The sequence below is a fragment of the Delftia sp. DT-2 genome (assembly GCF_028401915.1).
GTDB classification, from domain to species: Bacteria; Pseudomonadota; Gammaproteobacteria; order Burkholderiales; family Burkholderiaceae_C; genus Comamonas; species Comamonas tsuruhatensis.
On the sequence record NZ_JAQOTI010000002.1, the window covers coordinates 287,615 to 305,634 of the forward strand.

14 protein-coding genes are annotated in these 18,020 nt (G+C 70.6%); 10 read left to right on the forward strand and 4 right to left on the reverse strand.

Annotation, left to right across the window (positions count from 1 at the left end; translation table 11 throughout):
• Positions 1-2,079, forward strand: coding sequence for a molybdopterin-containing oxidoreductase family protein (locus PO605_RS03850; RefSeq protein ID WP_272206113.1), 2,079 nt, complete (start codon positions 1-3; stop codon positions 2,077-2,079).
• A 90-nt stretch (positions 2,080-2,169) separates the two neighbouring features.
• The gene (locus tag PO605_RS03855; RefSeq protein ID WP_272206114.1) at positions 2,170-3,936 is read left to right on the forward strand and encodes an ABC1 kinase family protein; all 1,767 of its coding nucleotides are present in this window, start codon (positions 2,170-2,172) and stop codon (positions 3,934-3,936) included.
• A gap of 206 nt (positions 3,937-4,142) precedes the next feature.
• Here PO605_RS03855 and PO605_RS03860 read toward each other — a convergent pair whose 3' ends face one another.
• From PO605_RS03860 to PO605_RS03870, 3 genes are all read right to left on the reverse strand, one after another.
• Complete coding sequence (locus tag PO605_RS03860) at positions 4,143-5,117, reverse strand: Bug family tripartite tricarboxylate transporter substrate binding protein (protein WP_016446620.1); 975 nt, start codon at positions 5,115-5,117, stop codon at positions 4,143-4,145.
• An 81-nt stretch (positions 5,118-5,198) separates the two neighbouring features.
• Positions 5,199-6,212: a TraB/GumN family protein gene (locus tag PO605_RS03865; protein WP_272206116.1), complete on the reverse strand. Its 1,014-nt coding sequence runs from the start codon at positions 6,210-6,212 to the stop codon at positions 5,199-5,201.
• Positions 6,209-7,231 (reverse strand): fumarylacetoacetate hydrolase family protein, encoded by a 1,023-nt coding sequence (locus PO605_RS03870; RefSeq protein WP_026062874.1) that lies wholly within the window; start codon positions 7,229-7,231, stop codon positions 6,209-6,211. Before PO605_RS03870 ends, PO605_RS03865 begins: the two co-directional genes overlap by 4 nt.
• Positions 7,232-7,357: 126 nt before the next feature.
• Here PO605_RS03870 and PO605_RS03875 point away from each other — a divergent pair, with 126 nt between their 5' ends.
• The 8 genes from PO605_RS03875 (at position 7,358) to PO605_RS03910 (ending at position 16,870) form a co-directional block, all read left to right on the forward strand.
• A complete protein-coding gene (locus tag PO605_RS03875; protein WP_012203056.1) occupies positions 7,358-8,137 on the forward strand; it encodes an IclR family transcriptional regulator in 780 nt (259 codons plus the stop codon).
• Positions 8,130-9,299 (forward strand): DUF3108 domain-containing protein, encoded by a 1,170-nt coding sequence (locus PO605_RS03880; RefSeq protein WP_272206117.1) that lies wholly within the window; start codon positions 8,130-8,132, stop codon positions 9,297-9,299. Before PO605_RS03875 ends, PO605_RS03880 begins: the two co-directional genes overlap by 8 nt.
• A 235-nt stretch (positions 9,300-9,534) precedes the next feature.
• Positions 9,535-9,828, forward strand: coding sequence for a BTH_I0359 family protein (locus PO605_RS03885; protein WP_047473859.1), 294 nt, complete (start codon positions 9,535-9,537; stop codon positions 9,826-9,828).
• Positions 9,829-10,066: 238 nt separating this feature from the next.
• Positions 10,067-11,524 carry an MFS transporter gene (locus tag PO605_RS03890; protein WP_047473860.1) on the forward strand — a complete coding sequence of 486 codons (1,458 nt, stop codon included), beginning with the start codon at positions 10,067-10,069 and terminating at the stop codon, positions 11,522-11,524.
• Between the two features lie 13 nt (positions 11,525-11,537).
• Positions 11,538-13,079 (forward strand): FGGY family carbohydrate kinase, encoded by a 1,542-nt coding sequence (locus PO605_RS03895; protein ID WP_272206118.1) that lies wholly within the window; start codon positions 11,538-11,540, stop codon positions 13,077-13,079.
• Positions 13,076-14,758 carry a glycerol-3-phosphate dehydrogenase/oxidase gene (locus PO605_RS03900; RefSeq protein ID WP_047470356.1) on the forward strand — a complete coding sequence of 561 codons (1,683 nt, stop codon included), beginning with the start codon at positions 13,076-13,078 and terminating at the stop codon, positions 14,756-14,758. The genes PO605_RS03895 and PO605_RS03900 overlap by 4 nt, the downstream gene beginning before the upstream one ends.
• Complete coding sequence (locus PO605_RS03905; RefSeq protein ID WP_272206119.1) at positions 14,752-16,302, forward strand: FAD-binding oxidoreductase; 1,551 nt, start codon at positions 14,752-14,754, stop codon at positions 16,300-16,302. Before PO605_RS03900 ends, PO605_RS03905 begins: the two co-directional genes overlap by 7 nt.
• A gap of 1 nt (position 16,303) precedes the next feature.
• Complete coding sequence (locus PO605_RS03910) at positions 16,304-16,870, forward strand: glycerol-3-phosphate responsive antiterminator (protein WP_012203049.1); 567 nt, start codon at positions 16,304-16,306, stop codon at positions 16,868-16,870.
• An 8-nt stretch (positions 16,871-16,878) separates the two neighbouring features.
• Here the strand turns inward: PO605_RS03910 and PO605_RS03915 are convergent, their stop codons facing one another.
• Positions 16,879-17,973, reverse strand: a complete 1,095-nt coding sequence (locus PO605_RS03915) for an AbrB family transcriptional regulator (RefSeq protein ID WP_046239402.1) — start codon at positions 17,971-17,973, stop codon at positions 16,879-16,881.
• Positions 17,974-18,020: the final 47 nt, after the last annotated feature.

Consider the following 18,020-nt stretch of genomic DNA (forward strand, 5'->3'; position numbering starts at 1 on the left):
ATGTCCTCCGCCACGCCCCCACTCCAGGCCACCTCACAGGTCCTGGGCGCCTGCCCCCATGACTGCCCCGATACCTGCTCGCTGGTGACCACAGTCGAAGACGGCATCGCCAAAAGAGTCCAGGGCAACCCCGACCATCCGCACACGGGCGGCGTGCTCTGCGCCAAGGTCAGCAAATACACCGAGCGCAGCTACCACCCCGAGCGTGTGCTCACCCCGCTGCGCCGCGTGGGACCCAAGGGCTCCGGGCAGTTCGAGCCCGTGGGCTGGGACGAGGCGCTGGCCGACATCGCCGCCCGGCTGCACGCGCTGGCGGCGCGCGATCCCGAAACCATCCTGCCCTACAGCTACGCAGGCACCATGGGCCTGGTGCAGGGCGAGAGCATGGACCGGCGCTTCTTCCACCAGCTCGGCGCCTCGCTGCTGGACCGCACCATCTGCTCCAGCGCCGGGGGCGAGGCCCTGAACCTGACCTACGGCGGCAAGCTGGGCATGCGCGTGGAGCATTTCACCGAAAGCCGGCTCATCCTCATCTGGGGCAGCAACAGCATCGGCAGCAGCCTGCATTTCTGGCGCTATGCGCTGGAGGCCAAGCGCAACGGCGCGCGCCTGGTGTGCATAGACCCGCGCAAGACCGAGACCGCCGACAAATGCCACGAGCACCTGCAGCTGCTGCCCGGCACGGACGCGGCCCTGGCGCTGGCCCTGATGCACGAGCTGATCACGCACGGCTGGCTGGACCATGACTACATCGCGCGCCACACGCTGGGCTGGGAGGAACTCAAGGCCCGCGCCCTGCAGTGGCCGCCCGAGCGCGCGGCCCAGGTCTGCGGCCTGCCCGTGGAGCAGATCCGCCAGCTGGCGCGCGACTACGGCACCACCACGCCCGCCGCCATCCGCCTGAACTACGGCGTGCAGCGCGCGCGCGGCGGCGGCAATGCCGTGCGCGCCATCGCCTGCCTGCCGGCCCTGGTGGGCGCCTGGCGCCACCGTGCGGGCGGCCTGCTGCTGTCCGCCTCGGGCGCCCTGCCCGCGCAGCGCACCCGACTGCAGATGCCGCACCTGCTGGGCGAGCGCCGCCCGCGCACCATCAACATGAGCACCATCGGCGACGCCTTGCTGCACGAAGGCGGCAACGGCTTCGGCCCGCGCGTGGACGCCATCGTGGTCTACAACAGCAATCCCGTGGCCGTGGCGCCCGAGTCGGCCAAGGTCGTGGCCGGCTTTGCGCGCGAGAACCTTTTCACCGTGGTGCTGGAGCAGTTCATGACCGACACGGCCGACCTGGCCGACTACGTGCTGCCGGCCACCACGCAGATCGAGCACTGGGACATCCACGGCAGCTACGGCCATACCGACGTGCTGCTCAACCGCCCCGCCATCGCGCCGCTGGGCCAGGCGCGCAGCAACGGCCAGATCTTCCGCGACCTGGCCGCGCACATGGCGCGGCATGACGACGCCTTTGCCGCTGCCCATTTCCAGACGGGAGACGAGCAACTGTGCCGCGAGGCGTTCGAGGGCCGCGGCGTGGACTTCGACGAGCTGCTGGACAAGGGCTTTGCCACCCTGGCCCTGCCCGAGGCCCCCTTTGCCGAGGGCGGCTTCGCCACGCCCTCGGGCCGCTGCGAATTCACCAGCGCCGAGCTGGCGCGGCGCGGCATGGACCCGCTGCCCGACTACCTGCCCAACTACGAAACCGCCGAAACGGATGCGCGCTACCCGCTGGCCATGATCTCGCCGCCGGCACGCAACTTTCTCAACAGCAGCTTCGTCAACGTCAAGAGCCTGCGCACCATGGAAGGCCGCCCGCTGGTGGAGCTGCACCCCGACGACGCCGCCCCGCGCGGCGTGGCCGAGGGCGACCGCGTGCGCGTCTTCAACGACCGGGGCAGCTACGAATGCCACGCCACCCTCAACGGCCGCGCGCGCCGTGGCGTGGTCAACGGCCTGGGCATCTGGTGGCGCAAGCACGGCGACAACGGCACCAATGTCAACGAGCTCACCCACCAGCGCCTGACCGACCTGGGCCGCGCGCCCAGCTTCTACGACTGCGCGGTACAGGTGCAGCGGCTGGCCTGAGCCCCGCCCCGGAGGCGGGCGATTCCTGCGCAATGGCGTCTGGCGCATCGGCACAATGGACCGCATTGCCACCACCGACAGGAGATGCCCATGCTGCAAACCGCCGTGGTCGCCGTGCGCGACCGTGCCCGGCTGCAGGAAATCGTCGGCGTGCTGCTGCGCTTCGGGCTGGCCGACCTGGTCGACACGCTGGGCCTGGCCCGCTTCGCGCCGCGCGGCAGCCAGCCCCATCCCGAGCATCCGCTGGATGCCAGCCGCCCCGAGCGCCTGCGCATGGCCCTCGAACACCTGGGCCCCAGCTTCGTCAAGCTGGGCCAGATCATGGCCACGCGCTCGGACCTGCTCGCGCCCGAATGGACGGCCGCGCTGCAGCAACTGCACAGCCACGCCGCCCCGCTGCCCTGGGAGACGGCCCAGCCATTGATCGAGCAGTCGCTGGGCCTGCCCGTGGAGCAGGTGTTCACGCATTTCGATCCCGTGCCGCTGGCCTCGGCCTCCATGGCCCAGGTTTACCGTGCGCGGCTGCCTGCGGCCGAAGACCGGGATGACCGGGATGACCGGCAAGACCAGGAAGACTGCAGCGGCAGCGACAGCCCCCCTGCGGCCAGCGCTGCCGACATCGAAGTCGTGGTCAAGGTCCAGCGCCCCGGCCTGCGCCCCCAGATCGAAGCCGACCTGCGCCTGCTAGAGCACCTGGCGCTGCTGGCCCAGGAACAATGGCCGCAGCTGGCACGCTACCGCCCGCGCGAGGTCACGCGCCAGCTGGGCCAGGCGCTGCGCGAGGAACTGGATTTCACCGTCGAAGCCCACAATGGCGACGCCGTGGCACGGCACTTCGCGGCCCAGCCCGAGATCGTCGTGCCGGCCATCCACTGGGCATTGAGCGGGCCGCGCCTGCTGGTGCAGGACTTCGTGCCGGGCGTGCCGGCCTCGGCCGTGGGTGCGGACCCCTCGCTGGACGGCCCGCTGCTGGCGCGCCGTGGCGCCTGCGCGTTTTTGCAGATGGTGCTGCGCGACGGCCTGTTCCACGCCGACCCGCACCCCGGCAACCTGCTGGCCCTGCCCGGCAACCGCGTCGGCTTCATCGACTTCGGCATGGTCGGGCGGCTGTCGCCCCAGCGCCGCCGCCAGGTGCTGGGCCTGATGCGCGCCCTGGTCGAGGGCCAGGGCCGCAGCCTCTCGGGCGTGCTGCTGGAATGGGCGGCCGAAAGCGAAATGCCCGGCCGCGCCCCGCCCTCGGCCGCGCGCATCGAGGCCGCTGTGGACCGCTTCGTGACCCGCCATGGCCCCGGCGCCAGCAACGGCCGCCTGGTGATGTCCCGCGCCCTGCAGGACTTCATGGCCCTGGCCCGCGAAACCGGCGTGGCCCTGCCCGCCGACATGGCGCTGCTGCTCAAGGCCCTGATCACGGCCGACCAGGTGCTGCTGCAGCTGGACCCGCAATTCGACGTGGTGCAGACGGCCACGCCCCTGGTCAAGGCCCAGCTGCTGCAGCGCTACTCCCTGCGCAGCCTGGCGCGCCAGCGCCGCGCCGCCATGGCGCAGTGGCTGGAACTGGCCGACGACGCGCCGCACACCCTGCGGCTGGTGATGCAAAGACTGCGCTCGGGCCGGCTGCAGGCCGACCTGGACATACGCCACATCGACCGGCTTTCCCTGGCACTGGAACGCGCCGCTACCCGCCTGGCCCTGGCCGTGGTCTCCGGCGCCTTCATCCTGGGCCTGGCCCCCGGCCTGCTGACCATGGGCCCGCGCCTGTGGGGCATCCCCCTCTTCGCCGCCCTGGGCGTGGCCGGCGCCGCCGCCAGCCTGGCTGTTCTTTTCACCACCATGCGCAGGCAGAAGGCGCTGGATTGATCGCTGGATTGGCGATGAGCAACGCCCAAAGGCACCGCCAGCACACCAGCGCCCAAACCCGCCACGGCCCAACCCAGAGACACCGAGGAAGGGCATACGCCGGCCGCGCCGCCCCGCACCGAGGGTGTCGCCGGCTGCCCGTACGCCCCCTCCGCGAAGCGAGAAGGGGCGCCGTGCAACGGGAAGCGGCGCAGCCGCTCAGGGGGTCAGTCCAATTTGACGCCCGCGCTCTTGATGATCGCCCCCCAGCGCTTGGACTCCGCGCGCGACATGGCCAGGAACTGCTCGGGCGTGCCGGGCAGCGCCTCCATGCCGAAGTCCTGCATGCGCTTGACCACGGCGGGGTTGGCCAGGGCCTTGTTGAGCTCGGCGTTCAGGCGCTGCACCACGGCCGGGGGCATCTTGGCCGGGCCCAGGATGCCCTGGAAGGCATAGACCTCGGTGTCGGGCACGCCGACCTCGGCCAGCGTGGGCAGCTCGGGCAGGCTGGGCACGCGCTTGCCCGTGCCGATGGCCAGGGCGCGCACCTTGCCCGACTGGATCACGGGCAGGCCCGAGGCCAGGTCCAGGAACATGCAGGGCACCTGGCCACCCATCACGTCGGCCAGCGCAGGCGCCGCGCCACGGTAGGGGATGTGCGTCAGGAAGGTGCCCGTGCGGTTCTTGAACATCTCCATGGCCAGGTGGTGGGGCGAGCCGTTGCCGGGCGAGGCGTAGTTGACCTGGCCCGGATGCGCCTTCACGTAGGCCAGGAATTCCTTGAAGGTCTTGGCCTCGAAGTTCGGGTTCACCACCAGCGCCATCGGGAAGCGGCTGATGCCGCCGATGTAGGTGAAGTCCTTTTCGGGGTTGAAGGACAGCTTGCTGAACAGGTGCTCGTTGTAGGCCAGCACGGCGTTGTCGGCCGACATGATGGTGTAGCCGTCGGGCTTGGCCGTGGCCACGATCTGTGCGCCGATGTTGGTGGAGGCGCCGGGGCGGTTGTCCACCACGATGGTCTGGTTCAGCGTCTGGCGCATGGCCTCGGCCACGGTGCGCGCCAGCACGTCGGTGCCGCCGCCGGGCGGATAGGGCACGACCCAGCGGATGTTGCTGGCGGGCCAGTCCTGCGCCTGTGCAAAAGGCGCGGCCATGCCGGCGGATGAGGCCGCCACGGCGGCCAGGAATTGTCTACGGTCCATTGTTGTCTCCTGTGGGATGGGTGTGGATGGGTCCTGGCCGCGCCCTGTTGCTCTTGTTCATGGAGGCGGCGGCCGTGTGTTTCAGGGCGGGCTGGCTGCGGGGAACTCCACGCGCTGCACCTTGAAGCCCTGGGCCGCCAGCAGCGCCGGCAGGCCGTGCGTGCCCACCATGTGCAGGGCGCCCACGGCGGCGAACACGCTGCGGCCGGAACGGATCTGCCGCGCCACTTCGCGCGCCAGGCCGGGGTTGCGGCCATAGACCATGCGGTCGTAGTCGGCGCGCTCGGCGGCATTGGCCATGCAGTCGCACCAGTCGGGCAGGCTCTCCAGCAGGTGGATGCGGCCATCGGCCCAGACGCGTGCGATCAGTCCCAGCTTCTGGGAGGCGATGCCGCTTTCCAGCTGGCGCAGGCCGGACGCCACCGTCTCGGCCACGCGCGCGGGGTCGTCCGAGACCAGTTCGCGCAATTGCAGCTCGGGCGTCTCCAGGGACAGCACGGGCTTGTCCAGAGCGCGTGCCATCCCGGCCAGAGAGAAATCGATGCCATAGGACGCGTCCAGCCCCTCGCTGCGGCCGGCCAGCGACAACAGGGAGATCACCTGGGCGTCGGGGCGCAGCAGGGCCAGCTCGGGGCCGGCGCAGGCCAGGCGCCTTTGCTCCTCAAGCCGGCGCTGGAGATCGCCGCGCAGCGGCGGCGCTTCGGGCCGCGCCTGCATGCCTGCGAACAGGACCTTCATGACCTCGGGATCGAGGATGTTCAGCTCCAGCGCCAGGCTGTCGGAGGCGCGCAGCGCGTCCGCCACCGTGGGGCCGGGCACGCTCCAGTCGAGCTTGGCCGCATGCATGGTGCCGTAGAGCCAGCTGGTGCGGCCCCGGTGCTCGATGCGCCAAAGCAGCCCACGGTCCTGCGCCTTGCACTGCATGGCGCGGATCTCGTCCGGGCCGGGCATGCGCGCCTCGGGCGGGCAGGTGACGGGGGCTGCGGCCGGGGGCACCGCGAATGCCGCGGCCAGCGGCGACAGCGCCAGCGCGGCCAGGCCGGCGCGCAGCGACCTGCCCGCCAGGCGCCACCAGGGTGCGCAGACGCGGCTCATTCGGCAGGCTCGACGATGTTCTGGTCGATGGCGCCGAAGATGCTCTGGCCGTCCTTGCCCTTCATCTCGATGCGGATGGTGTCGCCAAAGCGCATGAACTCGGTCTTGGGCGCGCCGTCCTGGATGGTCTCTATGCAGCGCTTTTCGGCGATGCAGCTGTAGCCCTTGGGCCACTCCATGCGCCGGTTCTTGCCCTTGCCGCTTTCCACGCCCTTGTTGCTCACGGTGCCGCTGCCCACGATGGAGCCGGCGCGCACATTGCGCGTCTTGCAGATATGGGCGATGAGCTGGCCGAAGTGAAAGCTCATGTCCTCGCCCGCATCGCACATGCCGACCTTGCGGCCGTTCCAGGTGGACTGCAGCGTCAGGTGCAGGCGGCCGCCCTTCCAGGCGTCGCCCAGCTCGTCCAGCGTCACGGCCACGGGGCTGAAGGAGGTGGCGGGCTTGGACTGGAAGAAGCCGAAGCCCTTGGACAGCTCATTGGGGATCAGGTTGCGCAGGCTCACGTCGTTGGCCAGCATGACCAGGCGCACGCCGCCCAGCGCACGCTCGGGCGTGGCGCCCATGGGCACGTCGGCGGTGATGACGGCGATCTCGGCCTCGAAGTCGATGCCCATGGACTCGCTGGGCACCACCACGTCGTCGCAGGGGCCCAGGAAATCGTCGCTGCCGCCCTGGTACATCAGCGGGTCGGTGTAGAAATTGGCGGGCACCTCGGCGCCGCGCGCCTGGCGCACCAGCTCCACATGGTTGATGTAGGCCGAGCCGTCGGCCCACTGGTAGGCGCGCGGCAGCGGCGCCATGCACTGGCGCGGATCGAAGGCAAAGGCATGGACCGCCTTGCCGCTGTTGAGCAGGTGGTACAGGTCCTGAAGCTGGGGCGCCATGTAGCTCCAGTCGTCGAGCACCTGCTGCATGCGGCTCGCTATGCCGGTCGCATAATGGGCCTGGCTCAGGTCGCGTGACACCACGACCAGTTGCCCGTCCCGCGATCCGTCCTTGTATGTGGCAAGTTTCATGCTGCTCCCCCGTGCCGCCGCCGCGCGCCACGGCATCCGGGCAGCGGCCTGGATACCCATGGCGACGCAGCCACGAATTACGATAAGTTAAATTGATTTAACTAAACAAAACCAAATTCTATTGCAATGGACAAGGAACGCGCAGGGATTCAATCGGTCGAGGTCGGTTTTACATTGCTGGAGGCGCTGACGCGCGCCCGGGGCCCGCAGATGCTCAAGGACTTGGCGTCCGACGCCGGCATGAGCGCCGCCAAGGCGCACCGCTACCTCGTGAGCTTCCAGCGCATCGGCCTGGTCACCCAGGACGCGCGCACCTCCCGCTACGACCTGGGCCCGGCCTCGCTCAAGCTGGGCCTGGCCTCGCTGGCGCGGCTGGACCCCGTGCGGCTGGCGCGCGAACGCATGCCCGCGCTCATGGAGCGCATCCACCACACGGCGGCCATCGCCGTCTGGGGCAACCACGGGCCGACCATCGTGCACTGGGAGGAAAGCGCGCAGTCGGTCACCGCCAACCTGCGCCTGGGCGACGTCATGCCCATGCTGGCCTCGGCCACCGGGCGCTGCTTCGCGGCCTGGCTGCCGCGCGAGGTCACGGCCCCGCTGCTGGAGCCCGAGGTGGACAAGGCCCGCCGCATCCAGCGCAAGGACCTGCCGCTCACCCCCGAGGCCATAGATGCCATGCTGGCCGAGGTGCGCGAGCGCGGCACCGCCCGCGTGGTCGATACCGTGCTGCCCGGCATCGTGGCCTTTTGCACGCCGGTCTTCGACTCCTCGGGCCATATCGTGCTGGGCCTGACCACGCTGGGCTCGATTGCCACCTTCGACCCCGAATACGGCGGCGCCATCGATGCACCCCTGCGCGAGGCCTGCGTGCAGCTGTCCCAGGACCTGGGCTGGAATGCCTGAAATGCACCTGCGCCAGCGCGCCCTGCCCGCCCTCACCGCCGTGGTGCTGGGCGTGCACGCCCTGGCCCTGCTGGGCCTGCCGCTGTGGAGCCAGGTATCGGCGCCGCACACCGAGGTGGCGGCCATGCAGACGCGGGCGCTGTCCCTGCCCGAGCCACCCGCCCCCCCGCCTGCAGCGCCCGTACCCGCACCGAAGGCGCCTGCGCCCAAGCCGCAGCAGCCTCGCCCCAAGGTCCAGCGCCCGGCACCCGCCGCGCCCACCGCACCTGCGCCCGAGCCGCTGGACACGCCCATCCGCGAAACCGTGGAGCCCTTGCCGATGGCCGCAGCGCAGGAGCCTGCTGCATCGGAAGCCTCTGAAACCGCCGATGCCGGCAGCGGGGCAACCCCGGCCACGCCGCCGGCGCCGCCCGCTCCCAAGCCCGAACCCGAAACACCGCCCACTCCCTCGGCCGGCCCGGCCCAGGACATGGCCATCACCTCGCCCGACGGCACGCCGCTGGCCTCCGACGCCCCCGTTCCCGTGCAACTGCCCGATCCTGCGCGGCTGTCGTTCGCCGTCACCGGCCAGGCCAAGCGCTTCAACTATTCGGCCAATGCCGAGCTGGTCTGGCGCCATGCCAACGGCCAGTACCAGGCCAGCCAGGAAGTCAGCCTGTTCCTGCTGGGCTCGCGCTCGCAGACCAGCGAGGGCCGCATCACCGACAGGGGCCTGGAGCCCAGCCGCTTCAACGACAAGGCGCGCAAGGAGCAATCGGCGCAGCTGGCGTTCGACCAGAACCTGGCGCGCTTCAGCACGGGCGCGCCCGACGCGCCCATCGCGCCCGGCGCGCAGGACCGGCTCAGCGTGTTCCTGCAGCTGTCGGCCCTGCTGGCGGCGGCGCCGCAGCGCTACCCGGCGGGCACGCAGATCAGCTTCATCACCGTCAGCGCACGGCGCGCCGACCGCTGGACCTTCCGCGTGGGCGAGACCGAGACGCTGGACCTGCCCTCGGGCAGCACGCAGGCGCTGCGGCTGGACAAGATCGCGGCGGCCGGCGATGACCAGCAGGCCTCGCTGTGGCTGGCGCCGTCCATGCAATACCTGCCCGTGCGCATCCGGCTGGCGCAGGACAACGGCGACTTCGCCGATCTGCAGCTCAAGAGCCGCCAGGCGCCATGACACACGGGACACCGGTGGGACACCGGTGATTTCCCGGTAGTCCTGCACTTGCAGCCACCGCCACCGCCCGCCTACCACAGCGCGGCCTGCGGCACACGCCGCAGCGCATGCCAATCCGTGGAATACTGCATGCAAGTGCCTGCGATAGATCGGGACCCCCACGGTCCTTGAAATCCGGCGCTTCGCAGCCATGTAGGCTGTGCGACGCCCGGCAACGGGCCAGAAAGGGAACACCATGCAAATGCTTTACGACTCCGAATCTTTTGTGGTGCTCCATCTGCGTCCCGACATGGATCCGGATGCAGCGGCCGGCGAAGCTGAGGTCGATGCCGCCCGCCAGCTGCCACGCCACGGCTTCGAAATCGTGGACAAGCGCTCGGGCAAGGAGGTCTATCTGGACGGCTCCTGGGCCGAGATGTTCCAGAAGCAGATCATCGCCTGGCAGCAGGACGCCCCCACCGAGGAAGAGGTCGAGGACGCCCTGGAGCGCTACGCCGGCCTGGCCCAGCAGCCTGTCGTGGTCCACTGACAGCACACAGCGCACGGTCCCGTGAAGGGACTTCGCGCCAGGCCCGCCGCAGGTTCTCTGCGGCGGGCCTTTTCTTTGGGCGCGGCCATTGCGCGCACCCTGGTGCTTTCACCGATCCGCAGGCTGCGCCTGCTGCCTAGAATCGCCGCACAGGTTCAAGATTTGAAGACCATCTGTGAGATGGTCTTGTCGCGCCTGTACGGTTTGCCGGCCTCTTGCAGAAACACAGGAGGCCAGCATGCAGACCAGCATCCACAGGGTTCGCGGCGTTCAGGATGTCATCGCCTACATCGACGCACGCCAGGGCATTTCAGGCCGCGCCGGCACCATCTGGTGGCTGGCCCTCGGCGGACTTTTCCTCGACGCATTCTCCAACTCCGCACTCAGCGTGGGCCTGGGCCCCATGACGCGCGACCAGCAGCTGACGCCGGCCGAAGTGGCCTGGATGACGTCGCTGGCCTCCTGGGTGTCCATCGCCTTCAATCCCATCGGCGGCTGGATGGCCGACCGCTGGGGCCGCATGCGCCCGCTGGTCATCGCCAAGGTGCTGGCCGTGGCCGGCGCGCTGCTGGTCAGCATGGCGCCCGACTACGCCACCATCCTCTTCGGACGCTTCTTCGTGGGCGCGGCGTATGGCATCGACTTCGCCATCGCCATGGCGGTGCTGGCCGAATTCACGCCCGCCCGCCTCAAGAGCCGGCTCAATGTCTGGCAGGGCATGTGGTACATGGCCGTGTGCAGCAACCTGGTGCTGGCGCTGTGGTTCCATTCCTGGGATGTGGGCGATTCGCTGTGGCGCTATTCGGTGGCTGCCACGGCGGTGTTCGGCCTGTTCATCCTGGGCATGCAGGCCGCGCTGCTGGTGGAAAGCCCGACCTGGCTGGCACGCAAGGAGCGGCTGGATGACGCCGCCCGCGCCATGACGCGCATCTACGGCGCACACGGCCAGCGCTTCGAGGCCGCGCCGCCCGCCGAACGCCTTCCCGTGCTCAACCCGGCCCGGCGCGGGCTGGCCAATGTGCTGCTGATCTTTCGCGGCATCTACCTGCCGCGCACGCTGCTGGCGGCCACGGTGCAGATAGGCCAGTCCATCCAGTACTTTGCCGTGGGCTGGTACCTGCCGCTGATCAGCGCCTCGCTGTTCGGCAAGGACTTCCGCGAGGCCACGCTGGGCGCGCTGGTGTTCAACGTGTTCGGCATCGTCGGCGGCTTCCTGTCGCCCGTCATCGGGCGCAGGCTGGGCCTGCGGCGGGCCTCGGCCTTCGGCTTTGCGCTGGTGTTCCTGATGCTGCTGGTGCTGGGCCTGTTCAACGGCCGCATGCCGATCTGGCTGGCCGTGGCCGTGCCCTCGCTGTTCATCCTCTTTCATTCGGGCGGGCCCGGCGCCAACGGCAAGAGCCTGTCCACGCTGTCGTTCCGCAGCGAGCTTCGCGCGGGCGCCAACGGCGTGATCGGCGCGCTGGGCGCCATGGGCGCGGCGCTGGGGCTGCTGGTGTTCCCGCTGTTCCGCCAGCAGTACGGGCTGGAGAACACCTTCCTCATCCTGTCCGTGGTGCCGCTGCTGGCCAGCATCGTCTGCTTTTCCATCCGCTGGGACCCCACGCGCACCACGGTGAACCCCGACGACGAGCCCGGCGCGCCCCAGTTCGCGGACGGCGCCGCCCCGCCCGCCAAGATCGCTCAAACCACCGCCTGAAAGAGAACACTCCATGCACCATGAAGCCGTGATCCTTTGCATCGACGAAGGCACCTCGGGCACGCGCGCCGCCGTCGTGGGGCGCGACGGGCAGGTGTCCGCCCAGGACTATCTGCCGCTGGAAATCCACTGCCCGCGCCCCGGCGTGGTCGAGCAGGACGCCGACCTGCTGCTGGAGCGCACGCTGGACGTGTGCCGCCGCGCCATCGCCCGCGCCCAGGGCAGCGGCCAGCAGATCGTGGCCCTGGCCATTGCCAACCAGCGCTGCTCGGCCGTGCTCTGGGACACGGCCACGGGCCGTTCGCTGGCGCCCATCATGGTCTGGCAGGACTCGCGCCACCGCGACGAACTGGCCCTGCTGGCCGGCGACTGGGATGCCCGGCTGATCCGTCACGCGGGCCGGCCCGTGGGCGTGCGTTCGCCCTACCTGTGGGCCGCGCGCAAGCTGCGCGAATGCCCGGCCGTGGCCCAGGCCTGGCAGCAGCGCCGCTTGGCCTTCGGCACCATCGACTCCTGGCTGCTGTGGCATCTGTCGGATGCGCGCGCCGTGGTCACCACGCCCACCAATGTGACCTCGGGCAACGCCTATGCGCTGGGCGATCACCGCTACCTGCAGGACTGGCTGGACGCGCTGGAGTTTCCCGCCGAGTTGCTGCCCCGCCTGTGCGAGGACGTGCAGGACTTCGGCCGCACGCGCACCGAGCTGCTGGGCCTGGCCGTGCCCATCCTGGCCTGTGCGGGCGACCAGCATGCGGCCGCCGTGGGCCTGGGCTGCCTGGAGCGGGGCCAGGCGCTGTGCGTGCATGGCACGGGCAGCTTCGTCGATGTGCTCACGGGAACAAAGCTGCCCGCGCATGACGCGGCCCATGAAAGCTCGCTGACCATGACGGCGCGGCGCATGGACGGTGTCTCGCGCTATGCCATCGAGACCTATGTGCCCACCACGGGATCGGCGCTCAACTGGATCTGCGAGAAGCTGCAGTGGTTCGACAACCCGCAGCAGATCAGCACCCTGGCCCGCGAGGCCGAGACGCCGGCCGACCTGGTCTTCATCCCCGCGCTCACCGGCCTGCGCCTGCCGGCCATGGAGCCGGGCGCGCGGGCCTCGATCTCGGGCGTGTCCATGGCCACCTCGCGGCCGCAGCTGGCGCGCTCCATCCTCGAAGGCATTGCGCATTCCGTGGCCTCCTGCGTGCAGGCCGACGAGGCGGCCGCAGGCACCGAGGTGGGCGAGCTGCTGGTGGGCGGCGGCCTGTCGGGCAGCGATGCGCTGCTGCAGATCCAGGCCGACCTGGGCGGCCTGCCCGTGCGCCGCCTGGCCGATACCGACAAGGCCAGCCTGCGCGGCATCGCCTTCATGGCCGGCAGCGCAGGCCTGCTGTGGGACGGGCTGGAGCAGGCTTGCGCCACGCTGCGCACCGAAGCGGTCTTCACCCCGCGCATGGCCGCCGACGAGCGCGGCGAGCGCCGCCGCATCTGGCGCGCCCGCGTGGGCGACGAACTGGCCCGCGCCCGGGCCCCCGGCCGCAGCGCCGCCCTGGAGGGCTGCGCATGATGCAATGGCCCTTTGGCAAGGAGCGCAGGGACAGCGCCATGCTGACCCAGACCGCGCCGCTGCAGCTGCAGCGCGCGGACCAGCTGGCTCGGCTGGGCGACGAGGCCTTCGACCTGCTGGTCATCGGCGGCGGCATCACCGGCGCCTACGCGGCGCTGGACGCCAGCCTGCGCGGCCTGCGCGTGGCCCTGGTGGAGAAGGACGACTTCGCCTCGGGCACCTCGTCCAAGTCCTCCAAGATGGTGCACGGCGGCCTGCGCTACATCGAGCAGGGCAACCTGGGACTGGTGCGGCACTCGCTGCTGGAGCGCCAGCGCCTGCGCCGCAATGCGCGCCACCTGGTGCAGCGCCTGCCCTTCCTGTTTCCCGTGATGGAGCGCGACGGCGTCTTCGACGCCCGCCTGGCCAAGGCCTTCGGCAGCCTGCTGTGGACCTACGACCTGGCCGGCGGCTGGCGCGAAGGCATCCTGCACCGCAAGCTCGGCAAGGCCGAGGTGCTGTCGCACTGCCCGACCTTCCGCGAAGAGCAGCTCCTGGGCGGCTACATGTACTTCGACGCGCGCGTGGACGATGCGCGGCTCACGCTGGCCGTGGCGCGCACGGCGGCCTTCCATGGCGCGGCCGTGCTCAACCATGCCCGGGCCACCGCCATCACGCGCAACGCCCACGGCGGCGTGGACGGCGCCATCGTCCAGGCCGATGGCCGCGAGATCACGGTGCGCGCGCGCAGCGTGGTCATGGCCACGGGCGTCTGGCTGCGCGACTGGGATGGCCGCAGGCCCGACCAGCAGGCGCAGCTGCACGTGCGCCCCGCCAAGGGCGTGCACGTGGCCATTCCCTGGCTGCGCATACGCAACGACTGCACCGTCACCATCCCCGTGCCGGGCCGCAGCCGGCGCGCCACCATCACGCGCTGGGGCGATGTCTCCTACCTGGGCACCACCGACGAGGACTATGCGGGCAGCCTGGACGATGTGCACTGCACGCGCGCCGAGCTGGACTTCCTGCTCGAAGGCGCGCGATCGGCGCTCAAGGTGGACCTGTCGCCCGAGGACGTGGTCGGCTCCATCGCCGGCTGCCGCCCCCTGGTCGGCCCGCCCGGCGGCAAGACCGTGGAGATGAAGCGCAACCACGAGATCCATGTGGCAGCCGACGGCCTGGTCACCATCGTCGGCGGCAAGCTCACCACCTCGCGCCACATGGCCGAGCAGACCGTGGACGCCGTGGAGAAACTGCTGGGCCGGCGCACGCACTGCACCACCGCCTCCGCCTTCCTGCTGGGCGCGGCCGGCTACGACGCCCAGGCCATCACGGCCACGGGCGGACTGTCGGCCCACCTGGGCGAGCGCTACGGCACGGAAGCGCGCTTCGTCAGCGACATCCTCGACGCGCATCCCGCGCTGGCCCGGCCCATCGTCGAGGGACTGCCCCACACCGAGGCCGAAGTCCTCTACGCCGCGCGCCACGAAATGGCGCGCACGGTGGAAGACGTGCTCTCGCGCCGCATGCGCGCACGCCTCATGGCGCGCGATGCATCGGCCCGCGCCGCAGCGCGCGTGGGCGACATCCTGGCCCAGGAACTGGGGCTGGCACCTGCGCAGATAGCGCAGCAGATCCACGACTACCGCCGCGCCATGGAGCGCGAGAAACAGATTTTGATGGGAGACATCCAATGCTGAGCAAAGACGCAATCGCCCGCGGCTACAACCGCCGCAACTACGTGGTGGGCGCCCCCACGACCCCGGGCTGGGCGGCGCAGGCCGCACCCGCAGCCGACCGCCCTGCCTCCGAAGGTCCTGCCTGCGGCCTGCAGCACGAACCCGTGGCCGTGTCCGAGGCCGTGCTCGCCGCGCTGCGCGCCGCCTGCGACCGCGTGCAGACCGAGCGCGCCGACATCGTTGCCGGCACGCGCGACTGGTGGGCCCGCACCATGGTGGCCGAGACCTCGGGCCACCCGGCCACGCCGCAGGCCGTCATCGCCCATGCATCCACCGTGGAGCAGGTGCAGGCCGTGATGCGCATTGCCGACGCGCACGCCATTCCCGTCACCGTCTCGGCCGGGCGCAGCAACGTCACGGGCGCGGCCCTGCCCCTGCGCGGCGGCATCGTGCTGGACCTGTGCGAACTCAATCGCTTCATCGCCATGGACGAGCAAAGCCAGATCGTCGAGGTCGAGGCCGGCATGTTCGGCGACGTGTTCGAGGAAACCATCCAGCGCCGCCACGGCATGACCATGGGCCACTGGCCCTCGTCCTTCGGCATCAGCACCGTGGGCGGCTGGGTGGCCTGCCGGGGCGCGGGCCAGCTGTCCACGCGCTACGGAAAGATCGAGGACATGGTCCACGGCATGGACGTGGTGCTGGCCGATGGCCGCCTCGTCACCGTGGGCGGCTACGCGCGCGCGGCCATCGGGCCGGACCTGCAGCAGCTGTTCATCGGCTCGGAAGGCACGCTGGGCGTGATCGTGCGCATCCGCTTCAAGCTGCACCGCCTGCCCGACCACGGCCGCGCCATCGCCTATGGCTTCGCCAGCTTTGCCCAGGGCCTGGAAGCCTGCCGCCAGATCCTGCAGCAAGGCGCCAACCCCGCCGCGCTGCGGCTGTACGACGCGCTGGAAAGCGGCGTGCAATTCGGCCGCAGCGACCTCAACGTGCTGCTGATCGCCGACGAAGGCGCGCCCGAGATCGTCGATGCCGTCATGGCCATCTGCGAACGTGTGTGCGCACCCTTGGGAGAACGGCTGGACGGTGCCGCCACCCTGGAGCGCTGGCTGGACACGCGCTACCTGACCGGCAAGAGCGCCGAGGGCTTCAAGAAAGGCCCGGGCTTCGTCGCCGACACGCTGGAGATGTGCGGCCCCTGGAAAGACCTGCCGGCCATCTACGAGGAAGTGGTCTCCGCCCTGCAGGCCATCCCCGGCACCCTGGCCGGCTCGGCCCACCAGTCGCATGCCTATGTGGATGGCGCCTGCCTGTACTTTTCGCTGCGCGGCGAGGTGGCCGTGGACCAGCGCGCCCAGTGGTACCGCGCGGCCTGGGACGCGGCCAACGCCGTGCTGCTGCGCCACGGCGCCACGCTCAGCCACCACCACGGCGTGGGCCTGCTGCGCGCGCCCTACATGCGGCAGTCGCTGGGCCCGGCCTTTGCCCTGCTGGAGGCCACCAAGCGCATGCTGGACCCCAAGAACCTGCTCAACCCCGGCAAGCTGGGGCTGGACCTCTGACATGGGCCGCCCGGACAACTCCCTGGGCGCGCGGCTGGCGCGCCGCCCCGTCATCGCCACCCTGTACGGGGCCGAGCAGATGGACGCGCTGCTGGCCAGCCAGGCCGAGGTCGCCATCGTCGCCAACATCGAACTGCGCCGCCTGCGCTCGGTGATCTCCACCATCACCGGGGCGGGCAAGATCGCCATCGTCAATATCGACAGCTGCGACGGCATCTCGCCCGACAAGGGCGGCGTGGACTACCTTGTGGACCTGGGCGCCAGCAGCCTGCTGTCCACGCGCGTGGCCACCATCCAGCGCGCCAACAAGGCCGGGCTGCTGACCATGCAAAAAGTCTTCGTCACCGACCGCTCCACCTGGCCGCGCAGCATCAAGGCCGTGGAGCAGAGCGACCCCAACCTCGTGCAGATCATGCCCGCCCCCATGCTGGCCCATATCACCGAGGCCGAGCGCCGCATCCTGCCGCCGCTCGTGGCCTCGGGCTTCGTCTGCAGCCAGGAGCAGGTCCAGCAGGCGCTGGCCGGTGGTGCGATTGCGGTATCGACCAGCGACAGTGGGCTGTGGTGAGGTGGGCCCTAGGCCGTGCGCGACGCGGCCGGCCCGCGCGCCTCCACCCAGCGGAACAGCGGCGCCACCAGCAGCAGCACGGCGATCAGCCGGCAGACCTGGAAGGCCGTGACCACGGGCACGCCCAGCTGCAGCACCTTGGCGGTGATGGCCATCTCGGTGATGCCGCCCGGCGAGGTGCCCAGCAGCAGCGTGACCCAGGGCAGGTCCACGGCCAGGTGCAGCAGCCAGGCAAAGCCCGCGCAGATCGCCATGAGCCCCACGGTGCCCACGGCCACGGAGCCCAGCCAGCGCGGCGCGGTGTGCAGGAATTCGCGCTTGAAGCGCACGCCCAGGCTGATGCCGATCACCAGCTGCGCCGCATTGACCAGGGCCTGAGGCACGGCCGACAGTTCCTGGCCGCACATGGTCAGCAGCATGGACACCAGCAGCGCTCCCAGGAACCAGGGGTTGGCGCGCCTGAGCCGGTCCATGGCCCAGGCGCCCAGGCCCGTGAGCACGGCCAGCAGCGCCAGCCCCGGCCATTCGACGATGCGGATGCTGGGCGGCGTCAGCCCCTCCAGCCCGTGCAGGCCACTCCACTGCAGCGCGAATGGAATGCTCACGGTGACGATGACCAGGCGCAGGCTGTGGCTGGCCGCCACCAGGTCGGTGCGCGCGTTCTCGCGCTCGGCCAGCAGCGTCATTTCAGAGGCCGCACCAATGGCGCCAGCGAAATAGGTGGTGGCGCGCATCTCGCCCGCCGGTATCTGCGGCATGCGCGGCGCATGCACGCGGTACAGCCAGGCGCCGAAGCCCCAGCCCAGCAGCAGCGCCCAGACAATGGCCACGGCAATCGCCCACCACAGCCCCGCGATCAACTGCACCACGGCCGGCGTGAAGTACAGGCCCAGCGAGGCGCCGATGATCCACTGCCCGCCGTTGCGCAGCCGGCCCGAACTGGCCGTGGGCGCGCCCAGGATGGAGGCCAGCGAGGTGGCGATCAGCGGCCCCAGCATCCAGGGCAGCGGCGTGCGCAGCCACAGGCACAGCTGGGCGGCGGCAAGGGCGCCCAGCAGGGTCAGTGCGATGCGAAGCAGGAAAATGGGGCGGCGCTCGGGCATGGCAGGCGAGGCAGGGGCAGGTCCAAAGCCTGCGAGTATCGCCGCGC